Origin of the sequence: Kibdelosporangium banguiense (assembly GCF_017876405.1) — a bacterium.
GTDB classification, from domain to species: Bacteria; Actinomycetota; Actinomycetes; order Mycobacteriales; family Pseudonocardiaceae; genus Kibdelosporangium; species Kibdelosporangium banguiense.
Genome location: NZ_JAGINW010000001.1, coordinates 5,722,921 through 5,741,784, shown reverse-complemented (window position 1 = coordinate 5,741,784; position 18,864 = coordinate 5,722,921). Strand labels below are relative to the sequence as shown.

Genomic DNA, 18,864 nt, shown 5'->3' with positions numbered 1-18,864 from the left:
CGGCCGCAGGAGGGTTCGTTCTTTCGCATGGGCGAACACAAAGTCTTGACGGACCGTGATCAGCGTCATACCTTGCGAAAGAGTCATTGATTAGCTCGAAACTTTCGACCCTGCCTTGCGTACCCGCTTTGGTGCGCCCCCGAAAGTCGAGCGCCGTCATGCCTTGTGAACCCAAGGAGGACGTATGTCCAGAACTGCTGTAATCATGGCCGGGCTGCTCTGCGCGGCCGCCGTGGTTGTGCCCGGCGTGGCCAACGCCGGGACGACATTGGGAGCGTCGGCCGCGGAGAAGGGCCGGTACTTCGGCGCCGCCGTCGCCGCGTACAAGCTGGGCGATTCGGTGTACACGGGCATTCTGAACCGTGAATTCAACATGGTGACGCCCGAGAACGAGATGAAGATCGACGCCACCGAGCCCAACCGGAACCAGTTCTCGTACGGCAACGCCGACCGGATCGTCAACCACGCCCGCTCCCGGGGAATGCGGGTGCGCGGCCACACCCTGGCCTGGCACTCCCAGCAACCAGGCTGGATGCAGAACATGAGCGGCAGCGCCCTGCGCCAAGCCATGCTCAACCACATCACCCAGGTCGCGACCTACTACCGCGGCAAGATCTACTCCTGGGACGTCGTCAACGAAGCCTTCGCCGACGGCAACAGCGGCGCACGCCGCGACTCCAACCTGCAACGCACCGGAAACGACTGGATCGAAGCCGCCTTCCGCGCCGCACGCGCCGCCGATCCGGGCGCCAAGCTTTGCTACAACGACTACAACACCGACAACTGGAGCCACGCCAAAACCCAGGCTGTGTATCGCCTGGTACAGGACTTCAAGAACCGTGGCGTGCCCATCGACTGCGTAGGCCTGCAGTCGCACTTCAACAACAACTCGCCCTACCCGTCGAACTACCGTACGACTTTGTCCAGCTTCGCGGCGCTGGGCGTGGACGTGCAGATCACCGAACTCGACATCCAGGGCGCCTCTGCCACGACCTACGGCAACGTCGTCAAAGACTGCCTCGCCGTAGCCCGCTGCAACGGCCTCACCGTCTGGGGCATCCGCGACAGCGACTCCTGGCGCGCCAGCCAAACGCCCTTGCTGTTCAACAACAGCGGCGGCAAGAAACCCGCCTATGACGGCGTCCTCAACGCGCTGAACGGCCGTAGTACCGCCTTTTCGGGGCTCGCGGACTGCCGTTCCGGTTACGTGGGCCTGACTTTCGATGACGGGCCGAACGCCGCCACCACCACACAGTTGGTCAACGCGGTGCGTACAGCCGGTCTCCGGGCGACCTTCTTCAACATCGGCAGCAAGGTCCAGCAGAATCCCGCGCTGGCCAGAAGCCAGACGGCCGCCGGGATGTGGATCGGCAACCACAGCTGGACACACCCGCACCTGACGCAGATGAGCCAGGCTCAGATGCGCTCCGAGCTCACCCAGACTCAGCAGGCCATCCAGCAGGCGGCCGGCGTGACGACAAAGCTGTTCCGGCCGCCGTACGGCGAGACCAACGGCACGCTCAAGTCGGTCGAGGCACAGCTCGGCCTCACTGAGGTGCTCTGGAACGTCGACTCGCGGGACTGGAACGGCGCCAGCACGGCCCAGATCGTGCAGGCGGCGTCGAGCCTGCAGAACGGTGGCGTGATCCTGATGCACGACGGCTACCAGACCACGATCAACGCCATCCCGCAGATCGCGGCCAACCTCAGCAGCCGCGGCCTCTGCGCCGGCATGATCTCGCCGTCGACCGGGCGGGCGGTCGCGCCCACATCCTGACGAAACCCGGTGTGCCCCTTGCCTTCCGGCGAGGGGCACACCGTGTTCTCAGTCCAGCAGGTCCTCGATCATGATCGGGATGTGCCGGATGCGGATGCCGGTGGCGTTGTGGATCGCGTTGGCGATCGCTGCCGCCATGCCGACCACGCTGATCTCGCCGATGCCTTTCGCGCCGACGGGATTGTGCAGCGTGTCCGGGTACTGCACGAAGTGCACATCGACTTGCGGGATGTCGGCGTTGACCGGGAGCAGGTAACCGGCGAAGTCGCCGTTGGCGATCCGGCCGTTCTCCTCGATCTCCATCCCCTCGTGCAGGGCCGCCGACACGCCCCAGATCATCCCGCCGATGATCTGGCTGCGGGCCGCCTTCTCGTTGATGATCCGGCCGGCGTCGAACACCCCGAGCATCCGGGAGATCCGCGCCTCCCGGGTCCACTTGTGCACCTTGACCTCGACGAACTGCGCGCCGAACGAGCTGAACGAGTGCTTGGTCATCTCCTCGCCGGGTGCGGACGAGCCGGTCGCCGACAGCGACGGGCGATCCAGCGCCCGCAGCAGTTCGCCGAAGGTCATCGACCGGCCACCCGCCAGCACGCGGCCGTCCTCGTACGACACCTCCATGCCTTCGAACGGCGCGCCCGGAGCCGCTGCCACGGCCAGCAGCTCGTCGATCAGGTGCGAGGCGGCGACCATGATCGCTGAGCCCGCGCTCGCGGTGGCACTCGAACCACCGGACATACCGCCCGGAGGGAAAGCCGAGTCGCCAAGCCGGGGCACGACCTGGGACGGCGAGATGTCCAGAGATTCGGCCCCCACCAAGGAAAGCACGGTCAGCAGGCCGGTTCCCGGATCCGCGCCGCCGGTCGAGACCACAGCTGTGTCGTCGTCTCGCAGGGTGACTTCTATCGTGGCCGGGAAGCGGATCGCGGGGAACATGGCAGTGGCCGTGCCGACACCGACCAGCCAGTCGCCGTCCTCGTGGCCGTTCGGCGATCGGTTCGCCCAGCCGAACCGCGCCGCACCGATGCTGTAGCACTCGTCGAGGTGCTTGCTCGACCACAGCAGATCGTTGCCCGGCGGTGCGGTCGAGTTGTTGCGCAGGCGCAGCTCGATCGGGTCCATGTTCAGCGCGATCGCCAACTCGTCGATCGCGCTCTCCAGCGCGAAGGACCCCGGAGCCTCGCCTGGTGCCCGCATGAACGTGGTCGGCGGGACGTTCAACGGCACCATTTTCTGGCTGATGGCCAGGTTCTGTGTGGCGTACCACTCGCGGGAGGTGCCGTGCGAAGTCGGTTCGACGAAGGAGCGGTCCATCGCCGTGCTGCACCACGAGTCGTGCCGCAGCGCGATCAGCGAACCGTCCTCCGCCGCGCCGAGGGCGATCTTCTGCACTGTCGCGGCCCGGCCCGCAGTGGCGGTGAAGACCTGTTCCCTGCTCAGCACGACCTTGACCGGCCGGTCGAGGACCTTGGCCGCCGCCGCTGCCAGGAACGCTGCGACGGAGGTGTGCCCCTTCCCGCCGAACGCCCCGCCCACGAACGGATTGATCGTGCGCACCGACGAGAGATCCGTGTTCAGCGCCTCCGCCAGCTCCATCGCCTGGAGACTGGCGGCCTGGTTGCCGCTGTACATCGTCAAGCCGCCGGAATCCCACACCGCGACAGCCGAATGCGGCTCCATCGCGGCGTGGTTCTGGGTCGCGGTCGAGTATGTCGCCTCGACGACCACCGGACTGGCCGCCAGGGCGTCCTCAATGGACTCGACGCCGTCCGCGAGAACCTCGAGACTCGATGGCGCCCCGCCCCGGCCCGGCGCGTCCTCGGCCGACGGCAGGCCATCCTGCAACGAGGTCAGGGCCGGGCGCTGGAGATACGTGACCTCGACGGTCATCGCCGCGTCCCGGGCCTGCTCGTAGGTCTCCGCCACCACGAACCCGATCGGCTGACCGTAGTAGGCGACTTCCTTGTCCTGCAGGGGAACCCACGTATCACCCAGGAACGGGGAGTGCGCGGTCCGCAGCTCCAGCGGGTCGAACGGCGAATACACGCCGATCACTCCCGGGGCACTCTTGGCGAGTGTCACGTCCATGGCCTGGATCTCGCCGTTGGCGACCGTGCTGAGCACCACGTACCCGTACGCCATGCCCGGGAAGTTGTGGTCCGCGCCGTACTTGGCCCCGCCGGTGACTTTCAGCGGGCCGTCCACCCGGCTGGTCATCAGCGACTCCCTTCGATCAGTGCGCGAACAATGGTCCGCTTCAGCAAAGACGGCTTGAAACTGTTGCCGGACAACGGCTTCACACCCTCGACAGCAACTTCCGCAGCCTCTTCGAACGTCTGCACAGTCGCGGGCTTGCCTCGCAGAGCCGCTTCGACCGAGGACAGCCGCCAAGGCACAGTCGCCACGCCACCGACCGCCACGCGAGCGTCGGCGATCTGGGAATCCTGGATGTCCAGGGCGACCGCGGCCGAGGTGAGCGCGAACTCGTAGGACTGCCGGTCGCGTACCTTCACGTAGGTGGAACGCTCAGCCCAGTCCAGTCGCGGCACCACGACCTCAGTGATCAGCTCACCCGGGCGCAGGTCGTTCTCCACGTCAGGCGTATCGCCTGGCAGGCGGTAGAAATCGGCCAGCCGCACGGTCCGGGCACCCTCGGATCCGGCCAACCGGATCTCCGCGTCCAGCGCGACGAGGGCGACCGCGACATCGCTGGCATGCGTCGCCACGCACGAATCGCTCGTACCCAGCACCGCGTGCATCCGGTTGGCGCCCGAGATCGCCGGGCAACCGCTGCCGGGAACTCGCTTGTTGCACGGCATGGCGACGTCCCGGAAATAGCCGCAACGGGTGCGCTGCAACAGGTTTCCGCCGATACTCGCCATGTTCCGCAACTGCTGCGAGGCACTCATCAGCAGGGCGCGTGAGATCACCGGGTACACGCCGGGGTGCGCCGCGATGTCGCTCATCCGCTCCAACGCGCCGATCCGCAGGCCGTCACTCGTGTCGATGCCCCGCAACGGCAGCTCGTTGATGTCCAGCACATGCTGCGGCGTCAGGACGTTGAGCTTCATCAGGTCGACGAGCGTGGTCCCGCCGGCGAGGAACGTGCCCGGCGTGGCCAGTGCCGCTTCGACCGTGTCAGGCGCTGTGAATTCAAACTGCCGCATCGGCCCTCCTCGCCTGTTCCACGGCCGCGATGATGTTCGGGTACGCGGCGCAGCGGCAGATGTTGCCCGACATGAACTCCGGGACATCCTCGACGCCGCTCTCGACCGCGGCGACCGCGGACATGATCTGACCGGACGTGCAGAACCCGCACTGCAGGGCGTCCTGATCGACGAACGCCTGCTGGACCGGATGCAGATCGTCCCCGGTAGACAGTCCTTCGACTGTTGTCACCGGGCGCTTGACCGTGGCGGCGAGCGTGAGGCACGACAGCACGGGCCGGCCGTCGACGTGCACCGTGCACGCGCCGCACTGGCCCCGGTCGCAGCCCTTCTTCGGACCGGTGACGTCGAGGCGTTCCCGCAGGGCGTCCAGCAGTGTCACGCCGGGATCGACACTCAGTTGCTCGGTCTTGCCATTGATTTCCAGAGAGATGTCCACCAGATCTCTTTCCCGCGGACCACCGGAATCGGATATGTATCCGCTTCCCTTCACCACCGAAGGTAGCGGATTGTTATCCGCATCGCAATGAGCCGGAGCAGCTCCAGGTCCTGTACTAGATTCAGGGCCGGAGAAGACAGCTGGAGGCACCATGACGACGGGATCGGTGAGCCCCCGGCGTGCGGACACGCGGCGCAACCACGAGCTGATCCTCGCGGCGGCCCTGGAGTCGCTGACCACATGCGGCGAGGTCTCGTTCAACGCCATAGCCAAACAGGCGGGCGTCGGCGTCGGCACGGTCTACCGCCATTTCCCCACTCCAGAGGCCCTGGTGCTGGCAGTCTACCGGCGCGAGGTCCAGCACCTTGGCGACGTTGTGCCATCCCTGCTGGCCAACAACCCACCAGAGCAGGCATTCCGGGCATGGACCGGCCACCTGGCCCGCTACACCATGACCAAGCGAGGCCTGGCCGCCGCCATCCGCACAGCCACGACCTCCCAGGAACAACTCTTCGCCGAGTCCTACAAAGTCATGCTCACAGCCGTCACAACCTTGCTCAACGCCAACATCAAAGCCGAAACCGTACGCAGCGACCTCGACCCATCCATCGTGCTACGCGCCCTCGGCGGAATGTTCTTCCTCCCCACCGGCGACAACGACTGGCAAGCCCAAACCGAACGCCTCACAGACCTCCTCTGGAAAGGCATGCGCGCAGACTGAGCCCAGCGGCCCGCGAACCCCTCGAAGGCAGGAAGTATCTCAAGCCGCTGAAAAAGCAGCCGGGAAGACTGAAACAGTCTCTTCTCTTCCCACGGCGCTAAGTGCTGGAACGTAACCAACACAAGGCAACCAGCACTGGTACCGCAACGTTCGGCTGGAAGCTGAACTCCAACGTAACCAACGGCGCTGACGTGCCCAGCAATGACCCCTTCGAAACCACAACCGGAACACCGCGTTGACCGGGAACAGGCAGCAATCATCGACAAGTACCCGGCCACCGTTTTACTGGGGTGATGGTTAGAAGGGTGCGGGTTCGTAGGGCTCAGGTGTGGTGGTGTGGACGCGGTGGGCGGGTGTGCGGAACACCAGCGTGCCCGGCAACGGCTGGGTCATGTCCCAATCACTACGCTCGCGCATCAGATTATGTTTACGGCACAAGGCGTTGGTGTTGTCCACAGAGGTCACACCGCCATCGGCGTACCGCACGGTGTGGTCGATCTCGGAGCGATCGGCCGAGCGCCCGCAGCCGGGTTGTCTGCAGGTGCGGTCCCGGAGCCGGATGTGGCGTGCCAAGGCGGCTGAGGCATACCGCCGCCGACTGACTTCCAGGACTTGGCCGTGTTCGTCGGTGATGACGCGTCGCCACATCGCATCCTGGGCGAGCTCACGCGCGTATTCGGCTGTGATGGGGCCGTGGCCACTGATCTCGCCGGGTAGGCGATTCAGGCCGAGCAGGGTGGACATCGGCACGGTGACGTTGAGGTTCACCCGCAGCCGCTCGTTGTTCTTGCCCAGCACCAAGTCGAGAAAAACATCCGCGCGGCATTGGGCCAGGGTTTTGTCGGGGGTTTTGACTTTGTTGGCCAACATGTTGATCTGGTCGTAGGCGGCCTGGGCTTCATGCGGTTCGAGGGTGATGGCCAGCTGGCCCATACCGTCGGGCAGATCCCGGCCGGTCACATCACGGTCGGCTTTCGCGGTGCGGCGCAGACGTTCCGCGGCCGACGGATCCACGGCGATCACGTGGTAGCGCACACTGTGCCGGAACCGGCTCGGGTTGGCGCGTTTGCCGAAGGCGAGAACCTTCGACTCCACCCGCCGGGCCTGCTCCTCGGTCAGTACGGAGGTGAGATCGTTCATCGCTTTGGCGCGGACGTAGTCGATCTCGCCCGCTTCCAGTGCGTCGGTGGTCGCGGGTAGCCGGGTGACGAGATCGCGGGCTTGGGAGATGTGGATGGCCGCGGTGTGCGGGTTCATCGCCAGCTCGAGGGCCACTTCCTCAGGAGCGCCGTCGGCGAGGTCGGTTCCAGCACGCCCGGGTGCACGCAATTCGGCGAACCGGGCCAGGAGCCGGGCTTTGCGTGCGTCGCAGAAAGCCCGGGCCTTGTCCACGTCGATCAGGCTGTCGAGGACTTGGTTGGCGTTCATCTGATGAATAGGGATGTTTGCCGGCGGGGTGGTGTCCCGGAGGGCAAACAGCGTATTCTCGCCCATATGTTCACACTACCGGAACAACCCGGCAATGACGTCACTCTATCGGGTGTTCTTGATGGTACTTGCTGCCTGTTTCCGGGCAAAGCAGTATTGCGGTTGTGGTTTTGAAGGGGTCATTGCTGGGCACGTTAGCGCTGTTGGTTACGTTGGTGTTCCCGGCTTCCAGCGTCTTTTCGACTTCCGGCGCCGGTCGTATTGTGTTGGTTACGTTCCAGCGCGTTAGCGTCGTGGGAAGGGAAGAGATTTTAGGGAGAAAAAACCTTTACAGAGAATGACCCAAAGTCTTGGCGCGGTTCGATTTGACACGGGGTGGAGGGGTTCCCGTGTCAAATCGAACCGCGCACCAGCCACCAGAGGAAAACCCGAACACAGCCACCAAGGAAAGCACAGCAATCACAGGAGCGAGAACTCACACACTACGCAGCACCGACACCACAGTCCCGAGAATTATCGCGGAGTCGCCGTCGATGACGTCGTAAGCCGGGTTGCGAGGTTCAAGGTATACATGACCATTACGGCGGCGGTAGACCTTGACGGTGGCTTCGTCGTCGAGCATGGCGGCGACTATCTGGCCGGAGTGGGCCTCGGATTGCTGGCGGACTATGACTATGTCGCCGTCGCAGATTGCTGCGTCGATCATTGAGTCGCCGCGGACTCGCAGGCCGAAGATTGTGCCGCGGCCGGTGAGGCCTCGGGGCAGGGTGAGGACGTCGTCGACGTGCTCCTCTGCCGCGATGGGGGTTCCCGCTGCGATGTGGCCTACCACTGGCACCGGGACTGAGTCCTCACTGGACTCCCGAGCCGGGGACTCCTGGAGGAACGCGCGGACGTCCATGGGGCGGGACACCGCCGCGCTTCGCCTGAGGAAACCTTTTTCCTCCAGGGCAATCAGGTGTTTCGATACCGAGGAGGACGATCGCAGGCCCACTGCTTCGCCGATCTGCCTGTTGCTCGGCGAATAGCCTTCTCTGACCACCCAGTCCCGGATTGTCACCAGGATTTGCTGCTGACGCGGTGGCAGGGCCGAGGGGTCCAGGTGTTCGAACGCATCAAAGTCGTTGTAGGTGGTCACGCGGGAATGGTAGCCGCCCGTACGGCTGCCATTCCCGCCCGACACGGCAAGCTCAGTCGTTGCCTGATTCCATCGCCGCGAGGTCCAGCAGTTCGTCGTCGTCCGGGACGTTTCCGCGGGACGCGATCACCTCGGCGCCGCCCTCGGGCATCGCGCCGATGAGCTCGGTCCGGGGGGGCTGGGCCACTCCGATCAGCGTCGAGTGCTGGCTGCCGACCATGCCCAGGCCCGCGTACTGCTCGAGCTTGGCGCGGGAGTCGGCGATGTCGAGGTTGCGCATGGTCAGCTGGCCGATCCGGTCGACCGGGCCGAATGCCGAGTCCTCGGTCCGCTCCATCGAGAGCTTGTCCGGGTGGTAGCTGAAGGCCGGCCCGGCGGTGTCCAGCAGCGAGTAGTCGTTTCCACGCCGCAGGCGGAGGGTCACCTCGCCGGTGATGGCTGTGCCGACCCAGCGCTGCAGGGACTCGCGCAGCATCAGCGACTGCGGGTCCAGCCAACGGCCTTCGTAGAGCAGACGGCCCAGCCGACGGCCTTCGTTGTGGTAGTTGGCGAGGGTGTCCTCGTTGTGGATCGCGTTGACCAAGCGCTCGTAGGCCTCGTGCAGCAACGCCATTCCTGGCGCCTCGTAGATGCCCCGGCTCTTGGCCTCGATGACGCGGTTCTCGATCTGGTCGGACATGCCGAGGCCGTGCCTGCCGCCGACCGCGTTGGCCTCCAGCACCAGGTCCACGGCTGAGGCGAACTCCTTGCCGTTGATCGTCACCGGCCGGCCCTGCTCGAAGCCGATGGTGACGTCCTCGGTCTCGATCTCGACCTCGGGGTCCCAGAACTTCACGCCCATGATCGGCTCGACGAGCTCGATGCCGGTGTCGAGGTGCTCCAGCGCCTTGGCCTCGTGGGTCGCGCCCCAGATGTTCGCGTCCGTGGAGTAGGCCTTCTCCGTGCTGTCGCGGTAAGGCAGCCCGCGCTCGATCAGCCACTCCGACATCTGCTTACGGCCACCGAGTTCGTTGACGAAGTCGGCGTCCAGCCACGGTTTGTAGATCCGCAGGGACGGGTTGGCGAGCAGGCCGTAGCGGTAGAACCGCTCGATGTCGTTGCCCTTGAAGGTGGAGCCGTCGCCCCAGATCTGCACGCCGTCCTCGAGCATCGCGCGCACCAACAGCGTGCCCGTGACAGCTCGGCCGAGCGGGGTGGTGTTGAAGTACGCACGGCCGCCGGACCGGATGTGGAACGCGCCACAGGCCAGCGCCGCGAGCCCCTCTTCGACGAGGGCGGCACGGCAGTCGACCAGGCGGCCGATCTCCGCGCCGTACGCCGTGGCACGCCCGGGCACCGAGGCGATATCGGGCTCGTCGTACTGGCCGATGTCAGCGGTGTAGGTGCACGGTACGGCACCTTTCTCGCGCATCCACGCGACCGCTACCGACGTATCGAGGCCGCCAGAGAAGGCGATGCCGACGCGCTCGCCGACGGGCAGAGAGGTGAGAACCTTGGACACAGATGAGAGTATGCACGCCTCTGGATGGTTATGCAAAACCGGGTCACGAGTCCACTGTGAACCACCCGTTCGTGCAGGCCCGAACCCCGGCTGGCGGATACCCCTCGATCGCCCCGCATTGCAGTCTCGAAACCGGCTGAGCGATGACGTGCCCTCCGGCACAGTGAGGAGCAAACCCGGATGTCCACTGTGAAGTCCACGGTCGAATCGGTCCTGCGCAGCGACTACCAGCGTTCGATCGCCGCGTACTGGAACGCCGAGAAGGATCCGGTGAACATCCGGCTCGGCGACGTCGACGGGCTGTATCACCACCACTACGGCATCGGTGACTACGACCCGGCCGTGGTCGGCGACGACGAGGCCACGATCGCCGAGATGCACCGGCTGGAGACCGCGCAGGCCGAGGTCCTGCTCGACCACCTCGGCGACATCCGGCCGCAGGACCTGTTGATGGACGCCGGTTCCGGCCGCGGCGGCACCAGTTTCATGGCCGCCCACCGGTTCGGCTGCCAGGTGGACGGGGTCAGCATCTCCGAGTCCCAGGTCAAGTTCGCCAACGACCAGGCACGGCAACGCGATGTCGCCGACCGGGTGCGGTTCCACTTCCGCAACATGCTCGACACCGGGTTCGAAACCGGTGCCATGCGCGGGATCTGGACCAATGAGACCACGATGTACGTCGACCTCGACCAGCTGTTCGGCGAGTTCTCCCGGCTGCTGTCGCCCGGCGGGCGCTACGTCTGCATCACCGGGTGCTACAACGATCTCACCGGCGGCCGGTCGCGTGCGGTGAGCCAGATCGACCAGCACTACATCTGCAACATCCACCCCCGCAGCCAGTACTTCAAAGCCATGGCCGCCAACGGGTTCGTCCCGATCAACGTCGTCGACCTGACCGCGGCCACGATCCCCTACTGGGAGCTGCGGGCGCAGTCCTCGGTGGCGACCGGGATCGAGGACCCGTTCCTGACCGCGTACCGCGAGGGCAGCTTCCACTACCTGCTCATCGCCGCCGACCGAATCTGATGCCGGTCATGACCTCGTGTGCCCCGCCGCGCGTCCAAGGCCCGTCCGGCCTGGGGACGACGGCCGCGCGGCTGGTGCACGATCCGGGATACGCAGAACGGCCGTGGGGCAACGGAACAGCGCCGCCGTTGTACGTACCTGTCGTCGAACGGATCAACGACGCGCTCGCCGACGAAGTCGACGACCGGTTGGTGGCCTGGGCCGGGAGCTGCGGATTCGTCGACGACGAACTCGTACAGCTGCGCAAAGCCGGGTTCGGGCGGCTGGTCACGCTCGCCCACGTCGACACGGACGACCCCGACCGATTGCTGATCGCCGCGCAGATGAACGCCGCATGGTGGGCTGCCGACGACCGATACGCCGACGACACCGAACAAGGAGCGACCCCGACCGAACTCCCTCCAAGACTCGCACTGGTCATGGCGGCGATGGACCCCGTCGCACCGGCAGGAGAATTCTCCAAGCAGCTCGACGAGGCGCTGCGGGCCGATCCCATTCTCGTGGCGCTGAACTCCGGCGTCGGCCACATGACGCGCCACGGCTCACCCGCACAGGTCCAACGGGTCTGCTACTCCACATTCGCCATGTTCGTCAGCTGGAACGCCTACGCCGCATGGCGTTACACCGGTGCCTACCCTCCCGCATGGGAGTACCTGGCCGCCCGGCAGCACGACAGTTTCTACACATCGATGACGCTTGTGGACATAGTCGGCGGTTACGAGCTACCCGCCAACCTCTACTACGACCCACGCGTCCGCCAGGCACTCACGCAGGCGGGCACCGCATCCGTCATGGTCAACGACCTGCATTCGGTGGAAAAGGATGCAGCGGACGAAAAACCCGTGTGCAACATGGTTCTGCAGATCGCAGCCGACCGCGACTGTTCCATAGAGGAGGCCACCGAGATCACTGTCGGCCTGCACAACGACCTCGTGCACGACTTCGAGGCCGGCCACCACGCCCTGGCAGCCGTGCCTTCGCTGGAACTGCAACGGTTCCTGCGCGGGGTGCGGGCCTGGATGGGCGGCGGCTTCGAATGGCACGCCACCAACCCCCGTTACAGATCCTAGGAACTACTTTGAGGTGTTCCCGGTCTGCTCGTGGATCCAGCTGGAGACGACGTCGACCCGGGCGATGATCTCCCTGCCCGCCTGCGGGCAGGGAGGGCCGGTGTTGACGATGGCCACGAGCTGGCCGGTGCGGTTGTCGTCCGAGACGAAGAACGGTGCGCCCGAGTCCTCCGGGCACGGGCTGTTCTCGACTGTCCGGGCGGCGACCGGCTGGGCCTCCAGAGTGCTCTGGAGGATCTTCGCGACCGTGAACTGTCCTCGTTTGAGGTGGTCAGAGGGGTCGCGGACGGTGGCCGACAGGGAACCCCAGCCGGCGAACTGAAGCTGCTGTCCGACAGTGGGCTTCTTGGCGGCCAATGTCAGCGGGACGACATCGTTGACAGCAGCGCTGAGCTTCACCACCGCCAGGTCGTTGACGGGTGATTGCCGCACGTCAACGACCTGCGCGGTGTAGCCGCCGGGGTCGCTGTCCTTCAGCTTCCCGATCGTCACCGTCATGGTGTACGGCGGCGTTCCGCTGATCCGCACGTCCTTGATGTTGCGGAAGCAGTGCCCGGCCGTGACGACCCACTCGGGCGCGATCAGCGCCCCGCTGCAGGCACCGCTACGCACACCCCCGCCAGGCACGGGAATGTCGTCCGATGTCAGTTTCGCGTTGAACGGCAGCACTGGATTCGGCGCGGGCCTGCTGGTGACGGTCGCCTGCGGCTCCGGTGCCCCGACATTCGCCAGCCCGCCGTGACCAGCTGGTTTGTCCTGGTAGGACGCGATGACCGTTCTCAGGTCACCGCCGGTCAGGACGTAGGCGGACGCCGCGCCTGCCCCCAAGACAGCCGCGACGGCCAGCACCCATAGCCGCCGGCGTGGGCGACTTCTCGCACTCCTGCTCATCACCCATCTACACGGATGAAAACTCCAGTCGGTTGTCACTCACATGTTGTCGCTGGTCAGACACAGGGTGTGCGCTAGGACGCGAGGTACTCGTGCAGTCTTTCGGCCTGCGACCAGTGTGGGCGGGCCGCGTGTTCGCCGCCCAGATGCGCCATGACGTTGCCGATCTCCTGGTGGTACAGCGCGTCCAGGTAGCGGTCGCCGAGGTCGTTGACCAGCGCGTGTCCTTGGTAGAGCAACATGAGCGCGCCGTGCGGACGGCCAAGGGCGTACATCGCGCTGCCTGCTGTGTGCAGGGCCAAGGCGTACACCGTGGAAACCTTGTGTTGTGAGTACAGATCCGTCGCCCGGCGGGCGAGTCGCAACGCGTCCCTGACACGGCCGCGTTCGAGCTGAACGTTCGCGTTGCATGCCAGGAAAACGGCCTGAGCTTCGTTGTTGCCGAGTCTTTCGGCGGCGGTGAGACCGATGCCGCAGACGGCGAGCTGCCGCACGAGGTCACCACGCCTGAAGTAGAACCTGGCCAGGCACAGGGCAAGTCGCCACGCGCGTTCCTGATATCCCTGCTCCACCGCGAGATCGAGCATCCGGTGCATGCTCGCCGACTCAACGGCGAACCAACGCATCGCGTCCGCCGTGGTCTGCATCGGCGGTGTCTCGGCGGCCGGGTATTCAACCGGGGACTGTGGTGACCAGATGTGGTCCGGCAGCAGCTTGCAGGCTTGTTCGGCGGTCTGCACGTAGTAGTCGAGCAGCCGGACGGTCGCGGCTTCCAGTTGCTCAAGCGGTTCCTCGGCGGCGATCCGGGTCATGAACCTGCGTTCAAGGCCATAGCAGCCGTAGCGGTCACGGCCGTTCTCGCGCAACAGGTGCACCGCGGCAAGAGTGTCCAGATTGGACCATGCTTCGTCGGTACGAGTGCCGGTCAACGCCGCTGCGGCGTACTGGTCGATATCGTCTCCGCCGTACCGGCCCAGCAGTCGCAACTGCCGCGCCGCCGATGGCTCCAGCCTGCGATAGGTCCGTTCGACAGCCGCATCGACAGCCACGCGCGGCTTGCGTCGCTTGCCGGACAACTCGACGACCATGTCACGTAAAGTCCATTGTGGACTATTCATGAGCCTGCCCGCGACGATGCGCAACGCGAGCGGCGACCGGCCGCACAGGTCAGCGAGCTCCATCGCGGCCCGCCGGTCAGCCGCCACACGATCCCGACCTGCGAGCATCCCGAGCACAGTGACGGCGTCATCCGGAGCCAGGACGTCAACCGGGAGCGGCACCGCCCCCTCTGTCACGATCAGATCGTCCAGCCGGTGCCTGCTCGTCACGAGCACAACGCACGAAGAAGCGCCCGGCAACAGCGGACGTACCTGGTCAGCCGAATGTGCGTTGTCCAGCAACACAAGCATCCGCCGACCGGCGAGCAGCGAACGGTACAACGCCGATCGTTCCGTCACGCACGCCGGAATCCTTGCATCGGCAACGCCCAACGCACGCAGGAATCCCGCCAGCACGACACCCGGATCCATCGGCTGATCATCGAATCCTTTGAGGTCGACAAAGAGCTGACCATCCGGCATGTCGAGCGTGTGCGCGCTGTGCAACGCCAACGCGGTCTTACCCACGCCCGCAGGACCGGTGAGCACTCTGACAGCCGGGTCCGATTGGCGCAGGCCGGCTGCGAGCTCGGCCAGTTGCCCGTCCCGGCCGACCAGGCCGCGATTCTGCCGGGGCAGCTGTGCGGGTGTCGCGACTGGAGGGTCGAAGCTGTCGTCGGCGCCGGTCAGCACCAGCTGGTAGGTCTGCTGCAGGCTGCTGCTCGGGTCCACGCCCAGTTCGTCGGCCAGCGCGGTCCTGGTCTGGTGGAACAGCCGGAGCGCCTCGGCTTGCCTGCCGGTTTCGAACAGGCCTCGCATCAGCAGTTCCACCAGGGGTTCCCGGGTGGGGTGGGACTCCACGGCGTCCCGCAGATCGGCGATGACCTCGGTGATCCGGCCGAGCTGCGCCAACTGCTCGCCGAGATCCTGCAGAGCCACCAGCCGGGCCTCGTCCAGCCAGGCCGCAGCCTGATCACGTACCTGCGCAGCCGGAACGTCGGCGAGCACCGGGCCACGCCACAACGCCAGCGCCGAGCGCAACAACTCGACCCCGTCGGCCGCGGACACAGTCCTGGCTTGCGTGATCAGGTCGTCGAAACGGGTCGCATCCACCATGCAGCGGTCGGCCACCAGCTGGTAGCCGGGCGCCTTGGTGATCAGTTCGACGCCGTTGCCGAGGACTTTGCGCAGCTGGGCGATGTGTCCCTGCAACGCCGCTCGCGCGCTGGGCGGCGGGTTGTCGTCCCACGCCATGGTCATCAGCCGGTCCGCGGACACGACCTTGTTCAGCTCGAGGGCGAGTGCCGCCAGCACGGTACGCCGCTTGGCCGCACCGAGTTCCACGAGCTGCCCGTCGGTGCCGATCAGCTCGACGGGTCCGAGCAGGCGTATCCGCATGTGTTGCTCTCCAACAACGCGATGACAGGGGGATGAGAGCCACGTTGGGCGCGCGTTGGCGAGACATTAGCGAATCATGACAACGTCGGAACAACTGGTTCCGATGCCGCACGCCCAACCTTCCCCAGGACGCCATGTACGACGATCAGCCCGTTCAGCCCGCCGACATGTCCAAACGGCTGTCCGCACTCGCCGCGAACATGGCGACTTTGCGCCATGACATCGAATCCGGTCAGCTCACGCTCGACCCCGAGGCGGGAAAACAGATCCGCGACATGCTCGCCAAGCAGATCGACCAGGTCGACGGCTGGCTGGAGCAGGCTCGTGGCCTGGCCCGCCGGGCGCCGCTGGGCGAGAACCCGGTCGGTCACGCGATGGCAGGCAAGTTCGAGCAACGAGCCGGCGGCGAGGGGACCTCGTTCGCGGCGGTCTTCAGCAGCTACCGGCAGGTCCTGCAGGACACCGACGACACCGTCGGCGAGGCCATGCGGCTCTACCGCGAGACCGAGGACCGGACCAGCGACACCTTCAAGAAGCTGGCGAATTGACCGGATCGACCTCCTCACAGGGAAAGAGCGGGCGATGACCTTGCAGGAGCCGAACCGGCCGGCGATCCAGGAGATCGAGAACTGGGGCGCGCGCAGCCACCGGGAACTGTACGAGTCGGTGCACATCAACAACGACCCTGGCCAGGCCGCGGCGCTGGCCGGCGAATGGGTCTCGGTGGGCGAGCACATCGGCGAGGCGTCCCAGGAGATCGCGCGCAGCCTGCAGTCCAGCGAGTCCGGCTGGCAGGGCGCCGCGGCGACCAAGGCCCGTGGCGCGATGATGCAGCTGTCCTCGTGGAGCGAGAGTGCCGCGCAGACCGCGGCCGGAGTCGGCGCGCGAGTGGCCGACCAGGCCCGGATCGCGCAGAAGGCCCGGGACACCATGCCCGAGCCGGTCGAGTTCGACCTCGGCGCGATGCTCATGCGCGGCTTCGCCACCGGCGGGCTGATCGGGCTCGCGATCGCGGCGGCCGACGTGAAGGTGGCCAGTGACCGGGCGAATGCCGCGCACCAGCAGGCCGTCCAGGTCATGGCCACGATGGAGAACGAGTCACGCGCGGTGGACAACGACGTCCCGGTGTTCGCGATGCCACCGAATCCGGTCCGCGGTGAGCAGACCGGTCAGCCGATGATGCTGCGTGGCGGCACGACGCCGGACGGCGGTGCCGAACCGGCGCACCTGCCGCAAGGTCAGGTGGTCGAGCCCGCGATCCCGCAGTCCGGCATTCCCGCGGGCCAACCGGGATCGGCGATCGACCCGTCGGCCATCGACCCGCGGTTGGGCGGCAGCGCGGTGAATCCCTCGGATGCGCCCGCTTTCACCAGTGGCGGCGGCCCGGCCGGTGCGCCGCCTTTCCCGGGCAGCACTCCCGGCTCTCCAGGTGCGCCTGGTGTTCCCAGCATTCCTGGTGTTCCCGGCGCGGGCGGACAGCCCAGCGGGTTCGCCAGCCCGGCCGACCAGTTCCTGGCCTCGACCGCGGGCGGTGGCTCTGGTGATTCGACTACCCGCCAGAATGCCGCCATGCCCCCATTGCCCAACACCTTCGGGCCGTCCGGTGGCGCGCCGAACTTCACCGCACCGAATTTCGCGACGCCGGACTTCACGACACAGCGCCCAGGGACAACAACGGCACCTCAGGGCACGCCTCCCCCGTTCACCATGCCGGGCGGCATGCCGCCCGGTACCGGCCTCGGTCCCAACCAGGATCCCGCTCGCCGGCAGCAGCCACCGATCCCGCCCATCCCGCCGATTCCCTCGACGACGGGTGGCGGCCCCTTCAACCCTGGGAATCCTGGCAGCTTTCCGCCCGGAAGCACTCCTCCCGGGGCGCGGCCGCCGACCGGCATGCCCACACCGCCGCCTCCGTTCGCACCACCGCCGTCAGGTGTCCGTGGCATGCCCACTGGCTTCCCGGGTGGTGGCGGTGGCCCGGGTGGCAGCGGCTTCACCGGCGGTGGAGGTGGCGGCGGTGGCGCGGGTGCACCCGGATTCACTGGCGGCGGTCCCGGAGCGGCTGCTGCCGCGGCCGGTCAGTTCGCCGGTCGCGGCGGTCCCGGGTCGCTGGCCGGCGTGGGCCCGGTCGGCGGACCGGTCGCGCCTGACGAAAGGGTTCTCGGCCCGCGCGGTGGCGGCGCCCCCGGCCAGCCTGGCGCACCCGGCGCGATGGGTGGCATGGGCGGCATGGGTGGTGGCGGCCGCAAGGAGGACGACGCCGAGCGCCGGTCGAAGTACGTCGATGGCGAGCAGGTGATCGAGGTACCCGGTGCCGACCTGCCGCCGTCGGTGATCGGCGGGGCCAAGCCGAAGAAGCAGCAGGGCTGAGGCTGTGCCGAACTCAGGGACAGAGTCCGTTCGGGTCGAGCCCGACTACGTGGTGTCGGAACGGGAGTTCGACATCCTGTGCGGCGATCTCGGCCTGGGCCAGGTGCCGTACCCATTGCAGGTACCCAGTGCCGGCCAGACGATGTCCGAACGCGGCCGTATCCGTGAGGATGTGCACCGCGCCCTGGCCGACCGTGGTCTTGCCACCGGCGGTCAGATCCGGGCGGGTCTCGAGGACGCGTTGACGCTGCTACTGCAGCACGACGTGTCCATCGACTCGGTCGGGTACGCGGGCGGATCGTTGCGGGCGCTCGCGGTCACCGACCACGACACGGCTGTGCTCGCCTGGATGGCCAACGAGAAGGTCAACCTGGCCGAGATCCGGCCGACCTCGCTGGCGCCGTCGATCGTCGCGCTGCTGCCTGAGGGCGAACCGGCTCAGGGCCGGACGATGTCCGTGCAGGCTTCGGCGCTGACGGCCGCCATCGAGTACGACAGTGACGATGACGACGACCCGTTCGCCGGGGATGACGACGAACGAACCGCGCTGACCCGGGCCGGGATGTCCGCCGAGGACGCGAGCGCTTTGCTTGACCTGGCACGCAACCGCGTGGCCGGCGGCCAGTTCGGCGTGTCCCTGCACGGCAGACGGGTGCCTCCGCTGATCACCTGGCTGGACACGAATCTGGGCCGTCACCTGATGGTCAGCGAGGACTCCTGGCTGAGTTTCGCGCCCGCCGACAACGAACGCATCGAACGGCGGCTGGCCGACGTGCTGGCCGCCGCGACCGAGCAGACCAGGGCCCGCCGGTGAGCCGGGCCCGACGAAGGAGGAACCGGC

General features: G+C 66.6%; 15 protein-coding genes. 7 read left to right on the top strand and 8 right to left on the bottom strand.

Going from position 1 to position 18,864, the window contains the following annotated elements:
* Positions 1 to 184 precede the first annotated feature (184 nt).
* Positions 185 to 1,777 carry an endo-1,4-beta-xylanase gene (locus tag JOF56_RS58285; protein WP_372448213.1) on the top strand — a complete coding sequence of 531 codons (1,593 nt, stop codon included), beginning with the start codon at positions 185 to 187 and terminating at the stop codon, positions 1,775 to 1,777.
* A 48-nt stretch (positions 1,778 to 1,825) separates the two neighbouring features.
* On the opposite strand, the gene JOF56_RS27000 is transcribed toward JOF56_RS58285, so the two are convergent.
* Genes JOF56_RS27000 through JOF56_RS26990 form a run of 3 tightly spaced genes read right to left on the bottom strand, consistent with a single transcriptional unit; the run spans position 1,826 to position 5,383 of the window.
* Positions 1,826 to 3,994, bottom strand: coding sequence for a xanthine dehydrogenase family protein molybdopterin-binding subunit (locus tag JOF56_RS27000; RefSeq protein ID WP_209642304.1), 2,169 nt, complete (start codon positions 3,992 to 3,994; stop codon positions 1,826 to 1,828).
* Entirely contained in the window at positions 3,994 to 4,944 is a 951-nt protein-coding gene (locus JOF56_RS26995) for an FAD binding domain-containing protein (protein WP_209642303.1), read from the bottom strand. Before JOF56_RS26995 ends, JOF56_RS27000 begins: the two co-directional genes overlap by 1 nt.
* A complete protein-coding gene (locus tag JOF56_RS26990) occupies positions 4,931 to 5,383 on the bottom strand; it encodes a (2Fe-2S)-binding protein (protein WP_209642302.1) in 453 nt (150 codons plus the stop codon). Before JOF56_RS26990 ends, JOF56_RS26995 begins: the two co-directional genes overlap by 14 nt.
* Positions 5,384 to 5,534: 151 nt before the next feature.
* Here JOF56_RS26990 and JOF56_RS26985 point away from each other — a divergent pair, with 151 nt between their 5' ends.
* Positions 5,535 to 6,104, top strand: coding sequence for a TetR/AcrR family transcriptional regulator (locus tag JOF56_RS26985; protein WP_209642301.1), 570 nt, complete (start codon positions 5,535 to 5,537; stop codon positions 6,102 to 6,104).
* Positions 6,105 to 6,401: 297 nt separating this feature from the next.
* On the opposite strand, the gene JOF56_RS26980 is transcribed toward JOF56_RS26985, so the two are convergent.
* The 3 genes from JOF56_RS26980 to argG form a co-directional block, all read right to left on the bottom strand.
* The gene (locus JOF56_RS26980; protein WP_209642300.1) at positions 6,402 to 7,532 is read right to left on the bottom strand and encodes an HNH endonuclease signature motif containing protein; all 1,131 of its coding nucleotides are present in this window, start codon (positions 7,530 to 7,532) and stop codon (positions 6,402 to 6,404) included.
* A 475-nt stretch (positions 7,533 to 8,007) separates the two neighbouring features.
* Positions 8,008 to 8,670, bottom strand: coding sequence for a transcriptional repressor LexA (gene lexA / locus JOF56_RS26975; RefSeq protein WP_209642299.1), 663 nt, complete (start codon positions 8,668 to 8,670; stop codon positions 8,008 to 8,010).
* A gap of 52 nt (positions 8,671 to 8,722) precedes the next feature.
* On the bottom strand, positions 8,723 to 10,171 hold the full coding sequence (gene argG, locus JOF56_RS26970) for an argininosuccinate synthase (RefSeq protein WP_209642298.1): 1,449 nt from the start codon (positions 10,169 to 10,171) through the stop codon (positions 8,723 to 8,725).
* A 180-nt stretch (positions 10,172 to 10,351) separates the two neighbouring features.
* Here argG and JOF56_RS26965 point away from each other — a divergent pair, with 180 nt between their 5' ends.
* Both JOF56_RS26965 and JOF56_RS26960 read left to right on the top strand, forming a co-directional pair.
* Positions 10,352 to 11,197, top strand: a complete 846-nt coding sequence (locus tag JOF56_RS26965) for a geranyl diphosphate 2-C-methyltransferase (RefSeq protein WP_209642297.1) — start codon at positions 10,352 to 10,354, stop codon at positions 11,195 to 11,197.
* Positions 11,198 to 11,205: 8 nt separating this feature from the next.
* Entirely contained in the window at positions 11,206 to 12,267 is a 1,062-nt protein-coding gene (locus JOF56_RS26960) for a family 2 encapsulin nanocompartment cargo protein terpene cyclase (protein ID WP_209642296.1), read from the top strand.
* A gap of 3 nt (positions 12,268 to 12,270) precedes the next feature.
* On the opposite strand, the gene JOF56_RS26955 is transcribed toward JOF56_RS26960, so the two are convergent.
* Complete coding sequence (locus JOF56_RS26955) at positions 12,271 to 13,158, bottom strand: S1 family peptidase (RefSeq protein WP_245378416.1); 888 nt, start codon at positions 13,156 to 13,158, stop codon at positions 12,271 to 12,273.
* A 74-nt stretch (positions 13,159 to 13,232) separates the two neighbouring features.
* On the bottom strand, positions 13,233 to 15,653 hold the full coding sequence (locus JOF56_RS26950; protein ID WP_209642295.1) for an AfsR/SARP family transcriptional regulator: 2,421 nt from the start codon (positions 15,651 to 15,653) through the stop codon (positions 13,233 to 13,235).
* Between the two features lie 134 nt (positions 15,654 to 15,787).
* Between JOF56_RS26950 and JOF56_RS26945 the strand changes: the two genes are divergently transcribed.
* From JOF56_RS26945 to JOF56_RS26935, 3 genes are read left to right on the top strand one after another with little or no spacing between them, the layout of a single operon-like run.
* Positions 15,788 to 16,201: a hypothetical protein gene (locus JOF56_RS26945; protein ID WP_245378415.1), complete on the top strand. Its 414-nt coding sequence runs from the start codon at positions 15,788 to 15,790 to the stop codon at positions 16,199 to 16,201.
* A gap of 34 nt (positions 16,202 to 16,235) precedes the next feature.
* The gene (locus JOF56_RS59600; protein ID WP_209642294.1) at positions 16,236 to 18,023 is read left to right on the top strand and encodes a hypothetical protein; all 1,788 of its coding nucleotides are present in this window, start codon (positions 16,236 to 16,238) and stop codon (positions 18,021 to 18,023) included.
* A gap of 4 nt (positions 18,024 to 18,027) precedes the next feature.
* Entirely contained in the window at positions 18,028 to 18,837 is an 810-nt protein-coding gene (locus JOF56_RS26935) for an ESX secretion-associated protein EspG (RefSeq protein WP_209642293.1), read from the top strand.
* Positions 18,838 to 18,864: the final 27 nt, after the last annotated feature.